Source organism: Sphingomonas sp. BE123 (assembly GCF_031456015.1).
In the GTDB taxonomy this organism is placed as follows: Bacteria; Pseudomonadota; Alphaproteobacteria; order Sphingomonadales; family Sphingomonadaceae; genus Sphingomonas.
On the sequence record NZ_JAVDTW010000002.1, the window covers coordinates 919,944 to 937,540 of the forward strand.

General features: G+C 64.1%; 14 protein-coding genes. 4 read left to right on the top strand and 10 right to left on the bottom strand.

From position 1 onward, the window contains the following. Nucleotides 1–72: 72 nt before the first annotated feature. Genes atpD through J2Y54_RS12570 form a run of 6 tightly spaced genes read right to left on the bottom strand, consistent with a single transcriptional unit; the run spans nt 73 to nt 5,573 of the window. Nucleotides 73–1,599, bottom strand: a complete 1,527-nt coding sequence (gene atpD / locus J2Y54_RS12545) for a F0F1 ATP synthase subunit beta (RefSeq protein ID WP_310040123.1) — start codon at nt 1,597–1,599, stop codon at nt 73–75. Between the two features lie 30 nt (nt 1,600–1,629). Next, on the bottom strand, nt 1,630–2,235 hold the full coding sequence (locus J2Y54_RS12550; RefSeq protein WP_310040125.1) for a hypothetical protein: 606 nt from the start codon (nt 2,233–2,235) through the stop codon (nt 1,630–1,632). A 1-nt stretch (nt 2,236) separates the two neighbouring features. Next, nucleotides 2,237–3,115, bottom strand: a complete 879-nt coding sequence (locus J2Y54_RS12555) for a F0F1 ATP synthase subunit gamma (RefSeq protein WP_310040126.1) — start codon at nt 3,113–3,115, stop codon at nt 2,237–2,239. A 3-nt stretch (nt 3,116–3,118) separates the two neighbouring features. Beyond that, nucleotides 3,119–3,481, bottom strand: coding sequence for a hypothetical protein (locus J2Y54_RS12560; RefSeq protein ID WP_310040128.1), 363 nt, complete (start codon nt 3,479–3,481; stop codon nt 3,119–3,121). Next, nucleotides 3,478–5,007, bottom strand: a complete 1,530-nt coding sequence (gene atpA, locus J2Y54_RS12565) for a F0F1 ATP synthase subunit alpha (protein WP_310040130.1) — start codon at nt 5,005–5,007, stop codon at nt 3,478–3,480. Before atpA ends, J2Y54_RS12560 begins: the two co-directional genes overlap by 4 nt. Nucleotides 5,008–5,018: 11 nt before the next feature. Beyond that, a complete protein-coding gene (locus J2Y54_RS12570; RefSeq protein WP_310040131.1) occupies nt 5,019–5,573 on the bottom strand; it encodes a F0F1 ATP synthase subunit delta in 555 nt (184 codons plus the stop codon). Nucleotides 5,574–5,793: 220 nt separating this feature from the next. Between J2Y54_RS12570 and J2Y54_RS12575 the strand changes: the two genes are divergently transcribed. Continuing rightward, nucleotides 5,794–6,750: a hypothetical protein gene (locus J2Y54_RS12575; RefSeq protein WP_310040132.1), complete on the top strand. Its 957-nt coding sequence runs from the start codon at nt 5,794–5,796 to the stop codon at nt 6,748–6,750. 52 nt (nt 6,751–6,802) lie between these two features. Continuing rightward, nucleotides 6,803–7,438, top strand: a complete 636-nt coding sequence (locus J2Y54_RS12580) for a hypothetical protein (protein WP_310040134.1) — start codon at nt 6,803–6,805, stop codon at nt 7,436–7,438. A gap of 39 nt (nt 7,439–7,477) precedes the next feature. Here J2Y54_RS12580 and J2Y54_RS12585 read toward each other — a convergent pair whose 3' ends face one another. Both J2Y54_RS12585 and J2Y54_RS12590 read right to left on the bottom strand, forming a co-directional pair. Then, nucleotides 7,478–8,959, bottom strand: coding sequence for a DEAD/DEAH box helicase (locus J2Y54_RS12585; RefSeq protein ID WP_310040135.1), 1,482 nt, complete (start codon nt 8,957–8,959; stop codon nt 7,478–7,480). Between the two features lie 208 nt (nt 8,960–9,167). Next, nucleotides 9,168–10,568, bottom strand: a complete 1,401-nt coding sequence (locus J2Y54_RS12590; RefSeq protein ID WP_310040136.1) for a 50S ribosomal protein L11 methyltransferase — start codon at nt 10,566–10,568, stop codon at nt 9,168–9,170. Between the two features lie 598 nt (nt 10,569–11,166). On the opposite strand from J2Y54_RS12590, the gene J2Y54_RS12595 reads away from it, so the two are divergent. Both J2Y54_RS12595 and J2Y54_RS12600 read left to right on the top strand, forming a co-directional pair. Beyond that, nucleotides 11,167–11,877, top strand: a complete 711-nt coding sequence (locus J2Y54_RS12595; protein ID WP_310040138.1) for a hypothetical protein — start codon at nt 11,167–11,169, stop codon at nt 11,875–11,877. Further along, the gene (locus J2Y54_RS12600; RefSeq protein WP_310040139.1) at nt 11,874–13,481 is read left to right on the top strand and encodes a hypothetical protein; all 1,608 of its coding nucleotides are present in this window, start codon (nt 11,874–11,876) and stop codon (nt 13,479–13,481) included. The genes J2Y54_RS12595 and J2Y54_RS12600 overlap by 4 nt, the downstream gene beginning before the upstream one ends. A 115-nt stretch (nt 13,482–13,596) precedes the next feature. Here J2Y54_RS12600 and mfd read toward each other — a convergent pair whose 3' ends face one another. Continuing rightward, nucleotides 13,597–17,058, bottom strand: a complete 3,462-nt coding sequence (gene mfd / locus J2Y54_RS12605; protein ID WP_310040141.1) for a transcription-repair coupling factor — start codon at nt 17,056–17,058, stop codon at nt 13,597–13,599. 121 nt (nt 17,059–17,179) lie between these two features. After that, nucleotides 17,180–17,446, bottom strand: a complete 267-nt coding sequence (locus J2Y54_RS12610; protein WP_310040144.1) for a succinate dehydrogenase assembly factor 2 — start codon at nt 17,444–17,446, stop codon at nt 17,180–17,182. Nucleotides 17,447–17,597: the final 151 nt, after the last annotated feature.

Consider the following 17,597-nt stretch of genomic DNA (forward strand, 5'->3'; position numbering starts at 1 on the left):
GGGAGAGCGATGGACCTGAGGACAGGCCCCTCTCCCAACCCTATCCCCCGAGGGGGAGAGGGCTAGCGTGGCTTACGCGTCGGCGGCCATCTTGGCGGCCTTGGCGACGACGTCGTCGATGCCGCCGACCATGTAGAAGGCCGATTCGGGCAGATGGTCATATTCGCCGTTCACGACCGCCTTAAACGACTTGATCGTGTCTTCCAGCTGCACGAACGCGCCCGGGATGCCGGTGAAGACCTCGGCGACGTGGAACGGCTGGCTGAGGAAGCGCTGGATCTTGCGCGCGCGGGCGACGGTCAGCTTATCTTCTTCCGACAGCTCGTCCATGCCGAGGATCGCGATGATGTCCTGCAGCGACTTGTACTTCTGCAGGATCGACTGGACGGCGCGGGCGGTCTCGTAATGCTCCTGGCCAACCACGCGCGGTTCGAGCACGCGGCTGGTCGAGTCCAGCGGGTCCACCGCCGGATAGATGCCGAGTTCCGAGATCGCACGGTTGAGAACCGTGGTCGCGTCGAGGTGGGCGAACGAGGTTGCCGGTGCCGGGTCGGTAAGGTCGTCCGCAGGGACGTACACGGCCTGGACCGAGGTGATCGAGCCCTTGTTGGTCGAGGTGATGCGCTCCTGCAGCGCGCCCATGTCGGTCGACAGGGTCGGCTGATAGCCCACCGCCGACGGGATGCGGCCGAGCAGTGCCGACACTTCCGCGCCCGCCTGGGTGAAGCGGAAGATGTTGTCGACGAAGAACAGCACGTCCTGACCTTCGACGTCGCGGAAATATTCGGCAATGGTCAGGCCCGACAGCGCGACGCGGGCGCGGGCGCCCGGCGGCTCGTTCATCTGGCCATAGACCAGCGCAACCTTCGACCCTTCGCTGATCGCGTTGCCGTCGGCATCCTTGGCGATCACGTTCGCGTCGAGGAACTCGTGATAGAGATCGTTGCCCTCACGGGTACGCTCACCGACGCCCGCGAACACCGAGGTGCCGCCATGGCCCTTGGCGATGTTGTTGATCAGTTCCTGGATGAGAACCGTCTTGCCGACGCCGGCGCCGCCGAACAGGCCGATCTTGCCGCCCTTTGCATAGGGTGCGAGCAGGTCGATGACCTTGATGCCGGTGACGAGGATCGCGCTTTCGGTCGACTGGTCGACGAACAGCGGCGCTTCGGCATGGATCGGTGCGCGCAGGTCGGTGGCGACCGGGCCGCGCTCGTCGATCGGCTCGCCGACGACGTTGAGGATGCGGCCGAGCGTGGCCGGGCCGACCGGCACCTGGATCTGCGCGCCGGTGTTGGTCACGGCCTGACCACGGGTCAGACCCTCGGTCGCGTCCATCGCGATCGTGCGGACGGTGTTCTCGCCCAGATGCTGCGCGACTTCGAGGACCAGGCGGTTGCCGTTATTGTCGGTTTCCAGCGCGGTGAGGATCGCGGGCAGTTCGCCATCGAAGCTCACGTCGACGACGGCGCCGATGACCTGGGCGATGCGGCCCTGGCCGGTCGCGGCGACCGACGCCGTCGCGGTGGCGTCCGCCTTGGGCTTGGTCGCGCGGGGCTTGCGCGCGGGCTTGTCTGCGGTGGGGGCTGCGGTTGCCATGTTCTTCAAGTCCTTGCTTGGCGAATGCGATCAGGGTTGTTGGGAATTGCCGACCATCGCCTCGGCCGGGGCCGTAGCGGAGGGGCGGCGGAAAGTCACGGTCAGGGTGCGGGCGGCGTCGCCCTTGTCGATGGCGATGACGGTCGGCGCCGCGCCGATCGTGCCGTCGAACGCCTGTTCCTTGGCAATGGCGTCGAGCGCCTTTTGGTCGTCGATGCCATATTGGAACAGGAAGGCGCGGATGATGTCGGTCAGGCGCTTCTTCGCCGTTTCGGCATTGGCGTCGTCGGTCAGCGACAGCGCGAAGGCGACCGAGTCGATCGCCTCGACATCCGAACCCGCGACGGTCACGGTACCGGTGTTGGGCGATTTGGCATCGGACTGCGACAGGGTGATCGTCGCGCCCTTCGCGGCGAAACCGGTCCCCGCCGCCGCATAAGGAGCGAGGCGATAGCCATATTGGTTCAGGCGGCCGATCGTTTCGCTCGGGAAGCCGAACATGCGGTCGGCACCCTTGAGGTCCGCCGCCGCGTCGCGCGCCGCCGCCTCATTCTGCGCAAGCGTCGGCTGCTCGGCAGGCTGCTGGTTGCAGCCCGCGAGCGCGACGGTCGCAGTCAGGAGGAGCAACGCGCGCATCTTACAGCGCCTCGGCGCCCGAAATGATCTCGACCAGTTCGGTCGTGATCGCGGCCTGACGTGCGCGGTTATACTGGATCGACAGCCGCTTGATCAGGTCGCCCGCGTTGCGCGTGGCGTTGTCCATCGCGGTCATCTTGCTGCCCTGTTCCGACGCGGCGTTTTCACGGATCGCGCGGTAGAGCTGGATCGCGACGTTGCGCGGCAGCAGGTCGGCGAGAATCGATTCCTCGTCGGGCTCATATTCGGTGACCGCTGCGCCTTCCTCGACAACGGCGACTTCCGGGATCTTGACCGGGATCAGCTGCTGCTCGGTCGGCTCCTGCGTGAGGACCGACTTGAAGTTCGAGTAGAACAGGTGCGCGACGTCATACTCGCCCGCTTCGAAGCGGGCGATCAGGTCGTCGGCATAGCCGCGCGCATCGGCGAAGCCGAGCTTGCCGAGGTCGCCTGGCTCGATCCCGTGAACGAAGCTGTTCGGGAACAGGCGGTTCAGCACCGCGCGGCCCTTGCGGCCGATGGTGTAGAACTTCACCGTCTTGCCCTGCGCGATCAGTTCCTGCGCGCGGCGACGCGCGAGGCGGGCGATGTTGGTGTTGAACGCACCCGCCAGGCCCTTGTCGCTCGTCGCGACGACGAACAGGTGGACCTGGTCCTTGCCGGTGCCGGCGAGCAGTGGCGACACGCCGGGGCCGCCCGCGACCTTCGACGCGAGGCTGGCGACGACCTGTTCCAGTCGCTGCGCGTAGGGACGCCCGGCCTCCGCCGCTTCCTGCGCGCGGCGCAGCTTGGCGGCGGCGACCATTTTCATCGCCTTGGTGATCTTCTGGGTCGACTTGACCGAGTTGATCCGGACTTTGAGTGCCTTGAGGCTAGCCATTTTCTAGTTTCCAGCCGCGCGGACGGCGTTCCAGTTGAACAGGAAATTGCGGTGTACGGCCCAGGTCTGGCCCTGCACTTCGGTTCCGACCAGACAGGCGGCGGTGTGATACGGCCCCTGACCATCGGTAGTGCGAAAGCTGACACAGGTACGACCGCGTGCGGTTTCCCAGCGCCCCGCCTGAATGTCGCTGTTGTAGAAACTCCCGGTCACGGTGCCGTCGGCTTCCAGCTTCAGCTTCATTGGCTGGGTGTAAGGCTTGCCCGGTTCGGTCGAGAGGTCGACCGTCCACGCGCCGTCCATCGGCTGCGCTGCGGGTGCAGCAGCAGCCTGGGCCGCGGTGATCAGGGCAAGCGCCAGGATCACGCGAACGTCTTGCCGAACGCGGCGAGCGCGTCCTTGAGCTTCGCCTTGGTGTCGTCGCTCAGATCCTTGCTGTCGCGGATCGCGGCGAGGATGTCGGCGTGCTTCGAACGCATTTCGGCGAGCATCGCGGCTTCGTAGCGGACGACGTCCTGCACGGCGATGCCGTCGAGATAGCCGTTGGTGCCGGCGAAGATCGACACGGTCTGCTCTTCGAATGGCAGCGGGCTGAACTGCGGCTGCTTGAGCAGCTCGGTCAGGCGCGCGCCGCGGTTGAGCAGCTTCTGCGTCGAGGCGTCGAGGTCCGACCCGAACTGCGCGAACGCGGCCATTTCGCGATACTGGGCGAGCTCGAGCTTAATCGAGCCCGACACCTTCTTCATCGCCTTGGTCTGCGCCGACGAACCGACGCGCGACACCGACAGGCCGACGTTGATCGCCGGGCGGATGCCCGCGAAGAACAGGTCGGTTTCAAGGAAGATCTGGCCGTCGGTGATCGAGATCACGTTGGTCGGGATGTAGGCCGACACGTCGCCCGCCTGCGTCTCGATGATCGGCAGCGCGGTGAGCGAGCCCGAGCCATTGTCCTCGTTCAGCTTCGCCGCGCGCTCGAGCAGGCGGCTGTGCAGATAGAAGACGTCGCCCGGATAGGCTTCGCGGCCCGGCGGGCGGCGCAGCAGCAGCGACATCTGGCGATAGGCAACGGCCTGCTTCGACAGATCGTCATAGACGATGACGGCATGCATGCCGTTGTCGCGGAAATATTCACCCATCGCGCAGCCGGTGTAGGGCGCGAGGAACTGGAGCGGGGCGGGGTCCGACGCGGTCGCGGCGACCACGATCGAATACTCCATCGCGCCATTCTCTTCGAGCGTGCGCACGAGCTGGGCGACGGTCGAGCGCTTCTGGCCGACGGCGACGTAGACGCAGTAGAGCTTCTTGCTCTCATCGGTGCCGGCGTTGACCGTCTTCTGGTTGATGAAGGTGTCGATCGCGACGGCCGACTTGCCGGTCTGACGGTCGCCGATGATCAGCTCGCGCTGGCCACGGCCGACGGGAACGAGTGCGTCGATCGCCTTGAGGCCGGTCTGCACCGGCTCATGCACCGACTTGCGCGGGATGATGCCGGGAGCCTTCACTTCGACGCGCGAACGCTGGTCGGAGACGATCGGGCCCTTGCCGTCGATCGGGTTGCCAAGGCCGTCCACGACGCGGCCGAGCAGGCCCTTGCCGACCGGAACGTCGACGATCGTGCCGGTGCGCTTGACGGTGTCGCCTTCCTTGATCTCCGAGTCCGAGCCGAAGATCACGATGCCGACATTATCGGCTTCGAGGTTGAGCGCCATGCCCTGAACGCCATTGGCGAATTCGACCATCTCGCCCGCCTGGACATTGTCGAGGCCGTGGACGCGCGCGATGCCGTCACCCACGCTCAACACCTGGCCGGTCTCGCTGACCTCTGCCTCGGTGCCGAAATTGGCGATCTGGTCCTTGATGACCTTGGAGATTTCTGCGGCGCGGATATCCATGGTTCTAGCTTTCAGCCTTTCATCGCATGCGCGAGGGAATTGAGACGGGTCTTGATCGAGCTGTCGATCATCTGGGAGCCGATCTTCACGACCAGCCCGCCAAGGAGCGAGGGATCGACCGACAGGTCGACAGTAACGTCGCGGCCGACACGGGCGCGCAGCTGGGACTTGAGCTCGGCCACCTGAGCGGCATCGAGCGGATGAGCTGAGGTGACTGCAGCGGTCACCTCACCCCGGTGACGCGCGGCGAGCATGGCGAAGTCGCGGATCATCGCGGGGAGCGCCGACAGGCGGCGATTCTGGGCGAGGACGCCGAGGAAACGGGTGGTGAGCGGGTCGAGCTTCATCGCCCCCGCTGCTGCAGCAACGCCGCGTGCCGCCGCATCGCGACCGAGCAGCGGGCTTTTGGTCAGCGCCGCAAACTCTGCCGAGTCGGTCAGCGCCTGCTTGACCGTGGCAAGGCTCGATTCGACCGTCGCGATCGAACCGCCCTCGCGCGCCAGATCGAACAGCGCGGTCGCATAACGACCGCTTAAGCTGGCTTGGATACCGCCGGAATTATCCACGGACGCGTGTTTCCTCTTGGACTAGCAGAAATGGCCCCATGGGGATTCGGGGCATGCCGCGATGGCATCCCCGATGGGTTGGCGCGCGCCTAGCAAAGGGGTGGCGCGGATGCAACCTGTGTGACCGCGCGATGACGGCGGCGGCCGTGGCGTGGGGGTTGCCCGGTGGCGAAACGGGTGCGACACCGTCAGTGCCGACGCAGCAACAGGGGGAACTGCCATGCTTCAGACGCCGATCCGTGCCGCCATGGTTCTTGCGGCGACGACGCTGCTCAGTCCGGGCGCCCATGCCGAAAGTGCGCGCATGACCGGGCGCTTTGCCGCGCCCTATCGCGATGCGGCGATGCTCGAGTCGCTGCGGGTCGGCCGCATCGCCGGGGAGGACGGCATGCAGCTTGGCATGGCGATCGAACGCGCGCTGGCGCGACCGGATATCGAGGGGCGCACCCATTTCGATCTGGTCGGCGGGCGCGGCGGCGATGCCGACGGGCTGTTGAACGGCAATGTCGTCACCGGCGTTCAGGAAAGCCGCTTCAAGCGCAAGGAAATGGAATGCGTCGAGCGTGAGGGCGGGAAGCGCGACGGCAAGTGTGTGAAGGAGGCGGAGGTCGAGAAGGACTGTACGCGCCGCATCATCAACGTGAATGCCGATCTGCGCCTTGCCGGCCCGGATGGGCGGGTCCTCTATAGTGTCTCACGTCCGCGCCGCGACGAGACCAGCTGGTGTCGTGGCCAGACCCCGGGGCGTACCACCGAAGAGGCGATCCGCGGAATGATCATCGACATTGCCGAAAATGTGCGCGCGGACATCGTGCCGGCGGTGCAGGACTATTCGATCCGGTTCCGTGAGAGCACCAAGGGGCTGCCCAAGGATCTGGTCCGGCCGTTCAAGGATATCGTGCGGCAGACCCAGCGCGACCTGCCCGGTGCGTGCGCTGCCTGGGCGGCGATGGACACGCAGCTGCCGAACCATCCGTCGATTACCTTCGACCTTGGCCTGTGCGCCGAATCGGCGGGGGCGTATGACAAGGCGCTGGCGCTGTACCGCCGCGCCGCACCGTTGATCGGGCGCGGCGCGAACGAGGCGACAGCCGGGGCAGAGCGCGCGCAGCGGCTGATCGCGGGACGCGACGATGAGGCGGAGCGGCGGCGCGGGCGCGGGCCGGGGCGGCGGTGAAGCCGCTTTAAAAGTGACTCGATTTCGACCGAAACTGCCTTAGCGTGGCGCCATGAAATTGATCCTGATCGCCGGCCTGTTTGCCGCCATTGCCACCCCCGCCGCCGCTCAACACCGCTTTCGCGTGGGCACGGTGGAGTTCACGACCGCGCTGCCGGCGGGCTATTGTGCTGCAGATGGCAGGAATGCAGCCGTCGCCCAGATGGTCGCGGCTGCCGACAATCGCAATGTCACGCATCTGACTACCCTGTCATGTGACGCGGACGTGGCGTGGAAGGACTATTTCATCCTCAAGACGCCGAACGAGTTGCTGGCCGTCAGCACCAGTACGACCGAGCTTCAGCAGGCGGTCGGGCCGGTGCTCAAGGCGGCGCAGTCCGGCGGCGAAAACGAAGAGGCGTCGAAAAGCGTTTCGCGCACCATGGGCAGCCCGGTCCAGATCAAGGGCGAGGTGCGCGGCTATGGCCAGGATGCGCACTGCCTCTATCTGGGTGCGGTGCTCGACATGGCGGTGCCGGAAAAGGGCGTCAGCTACACGCTGGCGATGAGCGGCTGCATGACCGTCGTGTCGGGCAAGGTGGTAACGATCTATCGCTACGCGCCGGGTACCACCGATGCGGATATCCGCGCGCTGATGCCGTCGGTGCTGGCCTTCGCCAAGGCGATCACGCCGGTCGTCGCCAACTGATCCGCTCCCCCCGGACGGGCCGGGAGGAGCGGGGATCGGTTACCCGCGACGCTGGCCCTGGCCGCCACCATTGCGCTGGCCGCCGCCGGCGCCAGCGGGACGCGGGGTGAACTTCTTCTTGCGCGGGCCGTAGAAGCGCGGCTTGTCGCCGGCTCCTGCGCCTTCGCCGCCGCGCGGGGCAGTGCCGAGGGTCTGGCGCTGGCCATCGCCCCGCGGCTGTTCGCCCTGGCGACGCTCACCGGCCGGATTGGCGCGCGGGCCGCGGTCGCGCTGGGCGGCGCGGTGATGGGCGTTGCGATCCTGCATCGTGCGGCCGTTGCGACCGTTGATCTCGTCGCGGCTCATCGGGATCGGGCCGCGGCTCGACTTGATGCGGGCGGACTCGGCAAGGAAATCTTCGGGCAGCGGCTGGACCGTCACCTTCTGACGGATCAGCTTTTCGATGTCGCGCAGGTACGGCCGCTCGTCATCGGCGCAATAGCTGATGGCGATGCCGGTCGCGCCGGCGCGCGCGGTGCGGCCGATGCGGTGGACATACTGATCGGGCACGTTGGGCAGTTCGAAGTTGAACACATGGCTGACGCCCGACACGTCGATGCCGCGTGCGGCGATGTCGGTCGCGACCAGAATCTTGACCTTGCCCGACTTGAACTCGCCCAGCGCTCGCTCGCGCTGCGGCTGGCTCTTGTTGCCATGGATCGCGTTCGACGCGATGCCGCTCGCCGCCAGCAGCTTCACGACGCGGTCGGCGCCATGCTTGGTGCGGGTGAAGACCAGCGCGCGATCGATGCTTTCGTCGCGCAGCGCGATGGTCAGCAGCGACTGCTTCTCGCTCTGGTTGACGTGGGTCACGAACTGCTCGACGCGCTCGGCGGTGGTGGCGACCGGGGTCACCTTCACCTCGACGGGATCCTTGATGAACTGCGTCGCGAGGTCGCGGATCGACTTGGGCATGGTGGCCGAGAAGAACAGGGTCTGACGCTTGGCCGGCAGCTCGCGCACGATGCGCTTGAGCGCATGGATGAAGCCCAGGTCCATCATCTGGTCGGCTTCGTCCAGCACCAGGATTTCGATCCCGATCAGGATGGCATAGCATTGGTCGATCAGGTCGACGAGGCGGCCCGGCGTGGCAACGACGATGTCGACGCCGCGCGCCAGATCGGTCTTGTTCTTGTGGATCGACGTGCCGCCGAACACGGTGGCGACGGTCAGGCCGGTGCCCTTGCTGTACTGGCGCGCGCTGTCGGCGATCTGGCTGGCCAGTTCGCGGGTCGGGGCGAGGACGAGCATGCGGCAGCCGCGCGGCTGGGCCCGCTTCTTCGACGCGACCAGGCGCTCGATCGACGGGAGCATGAACGCGGCGGTCTTGCCGGTGCCGGTCTGGGCGATGCCGAGCAGATCGCGCCCTTCGAGCAGCGCCGGGATCGACTGGGCCTGAATCGGGGTCGCATTGGTATAACCCTTTGCCGCGAGCGCAGCGAGGGTGGTCTCGGACAGGCCGAGGGTATTGAACTGAGTCATGAATTCTCTTTGCAGAACGGCCAGCGCGCAGGCGGAATGCGCGCGCGCAGGCGGGTCAATAAATGACGACCCGCGTGATATGGGAAGCCGAGCAATCAACCGAGGCGGAGCCGGAGCCGCGGGATGAACCCCGGCCCGATCACGCTGCATAACGCCTCGCTGCGGCGCGATATGGCAGTAGCGCTGTCTTAAGTCAAGGTGCCGCCGGTTATCGCGGCTGTTCCGGCAGCGGCATCAGGATCAGCGTGATCCGGTCATGGCCGACCGCGATGTCCAGCGTTTCGCCCGCCGCCACGTCGATCGGCGCGGGGAAGCTGTGCAGCACCTGCAGCCAGCCGCCATCGGTATAGCGGTCGGGATGGTTGTCGAACGCGATACCGTCCCACAGGTCGATCCGCATCCACTGAACGATGCCGATGGCGCGGCCGGTGGCGGTGACCGGGATGCGCAGCCGGGCGAGCGTCGCGTCATGCTTGTGCCGGGTGAGATCGAGATGGACCAGCTCGAGATCGTCCGACAACCGGGTCCAGCCGGTCATCGTGCCATGGATCGGCAACCGTTGCGGCGCGAAGTCGGTGAAGGGCGAGAGATCGAACCCCGACACCTGGCCGACAAAGGCATAGTCGGCGAGTGCATCGCTGGCGACGAGGCAGCCGATCGCGGTCGCGGCGCGGGGGATGACCAGCGCGTCGGGGGCGAGCAGGCGGCGGTGCGCATCCTCGAACGTGTCCAGCACCTTTTCGGTCAGCAGGTCACTCGACAGGATTTCGGAGACGAGGATGTCGGCCGGGGCGTCGAGCTCGGCCCCCACGGCGAGGTCGATCGACGGCCTGGCATGGACGGTGATGCGGTCGGCATAGCCGTTCAGCGCGACGATCCGATCGGCCATTTCGGCGATCATCGGCTCCATCTCGCACGCCACGACGGCGCGGGCGCCGGCGCGGGCGGCCATCAGCGAGAGCAGGCCGCTGCCAGCCCCGATATCCAGCACCCGCGCATCCGGCCCCCGCTCCGCCAGCGCCGCAGCGATCGCGGCCTCGAACGCATCGTTGCGCGGCGCGTCGTTCATCATCGGGATGTGCCAGAAGGGCACCGACGCCGACCCCAGCCGCCGCAGCTGATGCTGCAGGTGCAGATTGCCGGGCTGCAGCGTCAGCGCGTGGCGGAACTGGCGCACGGCATCGAGGTTGCGCCCGGCATCGGCGAGCGCCACGGCGAGGTTGCCCGCCGCAATCGGATTGGCCGGATCGACCGCACAGGCCCGCTCCAGCGTCGCGATCGCTTCATCGGTGCGGCCGAGCCAGTGGAGCGTCAGCCCCTGTTCGTGCAGCGCCAGGGCATGATCGGGTTCGAGCGCGAGCAGATCGTCCCACGCCGCCAGCGCATCCTCGGCCCGCGACAGGCGGCCGAGCACGCCGGCGAGCAGCGGCAGCACATCGGTGGCGCGATAGCCCTGCGCCAGCACCGCGCGATAGCCCGCCTCCGCCGCATCGAACGCGCCCTGTTCATGCGCCTCCATCGCCGCGGCGAGCATCGCGCGGGCGTCGATCGACGGATCGGCGGGAGCCGGATCGGGCAAGAGGGGGTCGGAGGCAGCGGCGTGGGTCAAGCAAGCGTCCTTAACACATCCAGTCGGCAACGCACCTGTCACGATGCACCGACCCGCTTCCCTAGCCGAAAATGCGGCGATTGCGATTCGGGATTGGTGGAGGGGCGCGGCGGGGAGGGGCGGCGCGGAAGTTTACACTGGCTTTACACGATCGCGCTGTGCGGCGCGGTTCGGTTGGGGCCGTGGACTGTTGCGACCCTGACGAAGTTACGCGAAACGCGGTTTATCCTGTCAGCTTTGGGCGGGGTTGGCGCGGGGGCCGCGGGGCGGGCCGGACGAAACTGACAACTATGCGCGTGTGTCCGGCGGGCGTGTCAGCTTCGTGCGAAGGACAGCGCAGTTCCGGCGGCGGGGCGATCGACGGGGTCAAAGAGCGGTCAGAGTGCGACCGGGGGATGAGAACATATCAGGTCCAACATTGCAAGGGGGTTGGCCGGCGCGTCGTCGACTCGTGGATCGAGTCACAAGGCCTGATGGGCGTCGCGCGAAAAATCGCATTGCGCGTTAGGCAATGTTTTGTACGCTATAACGCTCAAAGTTCAGGAAGAGTGAGATCCGGCTGAGCCGGGTATTCATCCTACAGCGAGATACGACGATGGTGGCTGAGCATTACGCCGGAATTATTGCTAAAAGCCGGGCGGCATTTCAGGATATGTCAGGTGTCGATGCAACGTACCAGAAATTTGTTGCTGCGCACAACGATGCCGATGAATTGGATCTGTTAAGCAAGTTGGTAGTAGGTCGACCTGAATATTCGATCTTTAGACTGGCTCGCTTAGAATACCAGCATTCGTTGTATTCGATGGCATTTTCTCAATATCGCCAAGCTCATGTCAGTCTTAGGTTGTTTCTTGAACTTTCTCTTTCTAGTGTTCTTTTTTCAGCTCATGAAATAGATGCGCATCTATGGCTTAAAGGAAAAAAAGATTCGAACTGGAACTCGATAATATCTAATGAAAATGGAGTGTTCTCAAAATTATTCGTCGGGGCATTTTTTGAAGAAATGAAAGAGTTCTCGGCTGAGTATCTTGCAATGGCGGCGAAGGTATATCGCGAGTGTTCAGAATTTGTTCACGGTAACAGGTCGTCTTATGAGGGTATAGACGCAGAAATCGTATTTAATGCAGATATAGCTGAAAGTTGGCTTGATCGAACGGACACTGTAAGGATGCTGGTAAAATTTTCCTTTCTCGTGCGGTATCTTGCTCATGCTGATGCTGAGCTAAGAAGTGAGTTCGAACAAATGGCACTAGAAGGTTTCGGTTATTTTGCGCCGATCCAGTCTCTGTTTTCGGGGGTGAGGCCATGAGCGATTTTTTTTATCGAACCGAAGACATTGGCCCGAAAGAAATACTGAATTTTCTCGTTGAAACTAACGAGGATCGAGAAGCCATTGATCAACTGAAAGGCAGAAATCCAACGGTTTTGATTGGAAGCCGTGGTGTAGGTAAGTCCTTTCTCATGAGAGTGGCCGAACAAGAGTTGCTTTCTGAGTACAAGCAGGCCGGCGTTATACCGGTGTTTGTTACGTTTGTCAGTAGTTCTCTTCTTCGGACAGCAGATCCAGATCAGTTTCGGCATTGGATGCTTGCTCGTTTGTGCACGTCTATTCTGCGCACTGTTCGTAAGCTTGGGCTTCTGGCTTCCACGCCAGCATCCGCCAACATCCTTGCTGGGCTGCCCGCGCATCACTCTGATACTGCAAAACTCGAGGAAATAATAAAAACTTATGAGGAGTCTTGGAGAACGCCAAATCAAGTTATAGACGCGAGCGTAGTGCCCGGGGTTGATGATGTAAAATACGCCCTTGAAGACCTTGCGGAAGAAATCGGTGTATCTCGTTTTGCATTGTTTATGGATGAGGCGGCTCATATCTTCCTTCCGTCCCAACAGAGGCAATTTTTTACACTGTTTCGAGATTTAAGAAGTCATTGCGTTACGTGCAATGCAGCAGTTTATCCGGGCGTCACTAGCTACGGAGATACTTTTCAGCCGACACATGATGCCACAATGATCTCGGTGAATCGAGATGTAAGTGCTGATGAGTACGTTGAAAGAATGCGGCAAATCGTAGAGAAGCAAGCGGACTCGAGGCTTTTAAAAAACATATCGAAGAACAGGCAAAACTTTGCAACCCTAGCATACGCCGCTAGCGGAAATCCAAGAATTCTTCTTAAGACAGTTTTTTCGGCGTCGGATATGTCATCTACTGACGTGAACGGTGTGATGCGCAGTTTTTATCGCAATGATATATGGTCTGAGCATTCCGCGCTTTCCGAGAAATATAATGGTCATGCGCCAGTCATAGATTGGGGCCGAAATTTTATTGAAGATGTCGTTTTGCCAGATCTTAAAAAGAAAAACGACGCATATTTGGCCAGCGAAAAGAACTCGACTGCTTTTATATGGATTCATCGTGAGGCTCCCGAATCTGTTAAGGAGGCTCTGCGTATACTTTGTTATACCGGAGTTTTGACGGAACATGCGTCCGGCATGAAGGGTACCAGAAGTGAGATTGGTACGCGATATTTGTGCAATTTGGGTTGCCTGTTTAGTCTCGAGGCCAATCCGTCCTCATCGGCTTTTGCGATTGCAAAGGCACTTACGCCCAAGCGGATGAGCGAGTTCGGGGCAAACCATCCGTCGTACCGAGCACTTACTGAGCAAGAGGGCGACCTTGGTGACATCGATGAGGGATTTGATCTTGAGGAACAGCTCGCCAAGCCAAATACGGTTCTGGATATTACGCCATGGCAGAGAGGAAAGCTCGATAGTTTAGAGCTGTTCACTGTGGGTCAGGTACTGGCTGCGGGCGAGGATAAGTTAAAAGAGGCGTTCTATGTGGGGGATAAGCGGGCCCGCCAAATGCGAAATGCTGCTTTGGCCTCAGTGCTTGAGTACCTTTCGGGCTGAGTAGCGGTTGATTTCCCCATCCGTCTGCATTGGAGGCGGGGCAGGGCTAGGCGGTGGGATTGTGACTGGGTTTACATAGATCGACCGTCGCATGGGCTTAGGTTCCACTCCCCCCTCACCCCGCCGCCTTCGCCAACCCCCGCGAAATCTGCAGCGCTGCGTTCAGCCGCGCCTTTGGCGTCGCGAACACGCGTGCCACGACCAGCTTCATGTCCGGGCGCAGTTTCGCTGTGCCGTCCAGGCGTTCGACATAGGCCATGAGCCCCTCGACGCTGGGGAATTTGTCTTCGTGGAAGGTGATGAGGGCGCCCTTGGGGCCGACGTCGATCTTGGCGATGCAGGCGCGCTTGGCGTTGAGCTTGGCCTCGATCAGGGTGAGGAGGTTTTCGGTCTCCTCGGGCAGCTTGCCGAAGCGGTCGATCATTTCGGCGGCGAATTCGTCGATGCCGCGCTTGTCCTCGACCTCGTTCAGGCGGCGGTAGAGGCCCATGCGCAGGTCGAGGTCGGGGACGAAGCCTTCGGGGATGAGGATCGGGGCGTCGACGGTGATCTGGGGCGACAGGTCGCGCGGGCGGGCGTCGTCGCGGACGCCGCCGGCCTTGGCGTCCATGATCGCTTCCTCCAGCATCGACTGGTAGAGTTCGTAGCCGACCTCCTTGATGTGCCCCGACTGTTCGTCGCCGAGCAAATTGCCCGCGCCGCGAATGTCGAGATCGTGGCTGGCGAGCTGAAACCCTGCGCCCAAGGAGTCGAGGTCGGAGAGGACCTTAAGGCGCTTTTCCGCGCCCTCGGTCATCAGCCGCTGGGGCGCGGTGGTCATATAGGCATAGGCGCGCGTCTTGGCGCGCCCGACGCGGCCGCGCAGCTGATAGAGCTGGGCGAGGCCAAAGCGGTCGGCGCGGTTGACGATCATCGTGTTGGCGCTGGGGATATCCAGGCCGGATTCGATGATGGTGGTGGAGACCAGCACCTCGTATTTCTTGTCGTAGAAGGCGGACATGCGCTCCTCGACCTCGCCCGCCGCCATCTGGCCATGGGCGACGACGTAGCGGACTTCGGGCACATCCTCGCGCAGGAACTTCTCGATATCGGGCAGGTCGGCGATGCGTGGGGTGACGAAGAAGCTCTGCCCGCCGCGATAATGTTCGCGCAGCAGGGCTTCGCGCAGGACCACGGGGTCCCATGGCATGACATAGGTGCGCACCGCGAGGCGATCGACCGGCGGGGTCTGGATCACGCTGAGTTCGCGCAGGCCCGACATCGCCATCTGCAGCGTGCGCGGGATCGGCGTTGCGGTGAGGGTGAGCATGTGGACGTCGGTCTTGAGCGCCTTCAGCCGCTCCTTGTGCGTGACGCCGAAGCGCTGTTCCTCGTCGACGATGACGAGGCCGAGGCGCTTGAAGTCGATCCCCTTGGCGAGGACGGCATGGGTGCCGACGACGATGTCGATGGTGCCGTCGGCAAGGCCGTCCTTGGTCGCCTTGGCCTCACCCGCGGGGACGAGGCGGCTGAGGCGCCCGATCCGGATCGGGAAGCCTTCGAAGCGCTGGACGAAGTTGGTGTAGTGCTGGCGCGCGAGGAGCGTGGTGGGGCAGACGACGGCGACCTGCATGCCCGCCATGGCCGCGACGAAGGCGGCGCGCAGCGCGACCTCGGTCTTGCCGAAGCCGACATCGCCGACGACGAGGCGGTCCATCGGCTTGCCGGCGGAGAGATCTTCGAGGAGGTCGCCGATCGCGCGGTCCTGATCGTCGGTTTCCTGGAAGGGGAAGCGGTCGACGAAGACGGGGTAGCTGCCGGGATCGGTCTCGGCCACGTCGGCGGGGCGGAGCGCGCGCTTGGCGGCGGTGGCGATGAGTTCACCCGCGATTTCGCGGATGCGCTCCTTCATCCTGGCCTTGCGCCGCTGCCACGCTTCGCCGCCGAGGCGGTCGAGCGTCGCGGCTTCTTCGGAGGAGCCGTAGCGGGACAGGACTTCGAGATTTTCGACCGGAACGTAGAGTTTGTCGCCGCCGGCATAGGAGAGGGCGACGCAGTCGTGCGGCGCCTGTTGCACCGGGATTTGCGTGAGGCCTTCGTAGCGGCCGATGCCGTGTTCGATATGCACGACGAGGTCGCCGGGGGAGAGGGTGGCGAGTTCGGCGAGGAAGGCGTCGGTCGATTTCTTGCGCTTGTTGCGGCGGACCAGCCGGTCGCCGAGCATGTCCTGTTCGGTCAGCAGCGCGATGTCGGGGCTGGTGAAGCCGTGGTCGAGCGGGAGGACGATGAGGGCGACCGACGTGGCGGCGATGCCCAGCGCCTCCTGCCAGCTGTCGGCCGGGCGGGTGTCGGTGACGCCGTGGTCCTTGAGCAGCCCGGCGAGGCGATCGCGTGAGCCGTTGGAATAGCTGACGAGGATCGGCTTTTTCGCGGAGATGCGCAGGCCGGACAAATGCGCGGCGACGGCGTCGTAGATGTTGGTCTGCGCCGCGCGTTCGGGGGCGAAGTCGCGCGGGCCGTCGACGGCGAAGTCGAGGACGGTGGCGGATTCGGGCTCGTGGAACGGGGTGACGAGGTGGGCGCGAGCCGCGGTGAGACGCTCGGTCCATTCGCTGGAGGTGAGGTAGAGCTGGTTGGGGGCGAGCGGGCGGTAGCTGCCGGCGTCGGTCGACTGGGCGCGGACGCGGTTGGATTGATAGTCGGCGATCGCCTCGAAGCGGGATTCCGCAGCGCCCGCTTCGCCGGAGTCGCGCACGATGACCGCACCGTCGGGGAGGTGATCGAACAGGGTTTCCATCCGCTCTTCGAACAGCGGGAGCCAATGCTCCATGCCGGCGAGGCGGCGGCCCTCGCTGATCGCCTGATAGAGCGGGTCGCCGGTGGCGGTGGCGCCGAACTTCTCGCGATAGCGGGTGCGGAAGCGCTTGACCGTGTCTTCGTCGAGCAGCGCTTCGCTGGCGGGGAGCAGGGTGAAGCCGTCGACGCGGCCGGTGGTGCGCTGGTCGGCGGGGTCGAAGGTGCGGACGCTTTCGATTTCGTCGCCGAAAAAATCGAGCCGGAGCGCCTGTTCGGCTCCGCTCGGGTAGAGATCGACGAGGCCACCGCGCACCGCGAACTCGCCGCTGTCATGGACGGTGTCGGTGCGGACATAGCCGTTGGACGAGAGCAGGGCGGCGAGCTTGTCGAGCGAGATGCGCTCGCCGGGTGCCAAGCGCGCGGTCATCTGGCGGATGCGGAAGGGGGTCAGCGTGCGCTGGGTCGCGGCATTGACGGTGGTGAGGATCAGGCGCGGGCCGGTCGGCTTGGCCTGAAGCGCGGCGAGGGCGGCCATGCGTTCGGCCATGACGCGCAAAGTCGGGCTGGCGCGGTCATAGGGGAGGCAGTCCCAGGCGGGGAACTGGATGACCTCAAGCTCCGGCGCGAAGAAGGGCGCGGTGCCGGCGATGGCGCGCATCGCGGATTCGTCGGGGGCGATATAGACCGCGCCGCTGGTCGACGCGCGCGCAAGGTCGGCGAGCAGCCAGGGGAGGAAGCCCGTGGGGACGCCCGACAGGGTCAGCGGGGCTTTGGCGGAGAGGATGCGGTTGAGGTCGGGCATCGGCTTCTTCTTTAGCCCTCTCCCCTTCAGGGGAGAGGGTTGGGAGAGGGGGCAGGAGTGGCGCGCGCATCGCACTGCCCCTCTCCCCGGCCCTCTCCCCTGAAGGGGAGAGGGAGTTGGGTCATTTCGAAATCGGGACGTAATCCAGGGACTTGAGGTCATCCATCATCGGCCCTTCCCAGCGCGCGGGGACAGGTTCGGTTCCCATCGCCCAGGCCATGATGTCGACGTCCTGTTCCTCCATCAGCTCCTCGAACCAGGCGACCTGATCTTCGCTCCAGCTGGCCGAGCGCGCGTCGTAAAAGCCGCCGAGCATCAGGTCGGCTTCCTTGACGCCGCGATGCCAGGCGCGGAAGCGGAGGCGTTTGAGGCGGGTTTCCAGATCCATCTTCGTCCAACGCAGATTGGCCGACGGCGCGGAAAAGCGCTGTCGGCTGGGTGGGCTCCAGCTTCATCTAGGACCGGGTTTGCCAAATTGCCAGCGCGCCGCAGCTTCCCCTTTGGACAGGGCATCGCGGCGCATGGCGCGGCGCGGGTGA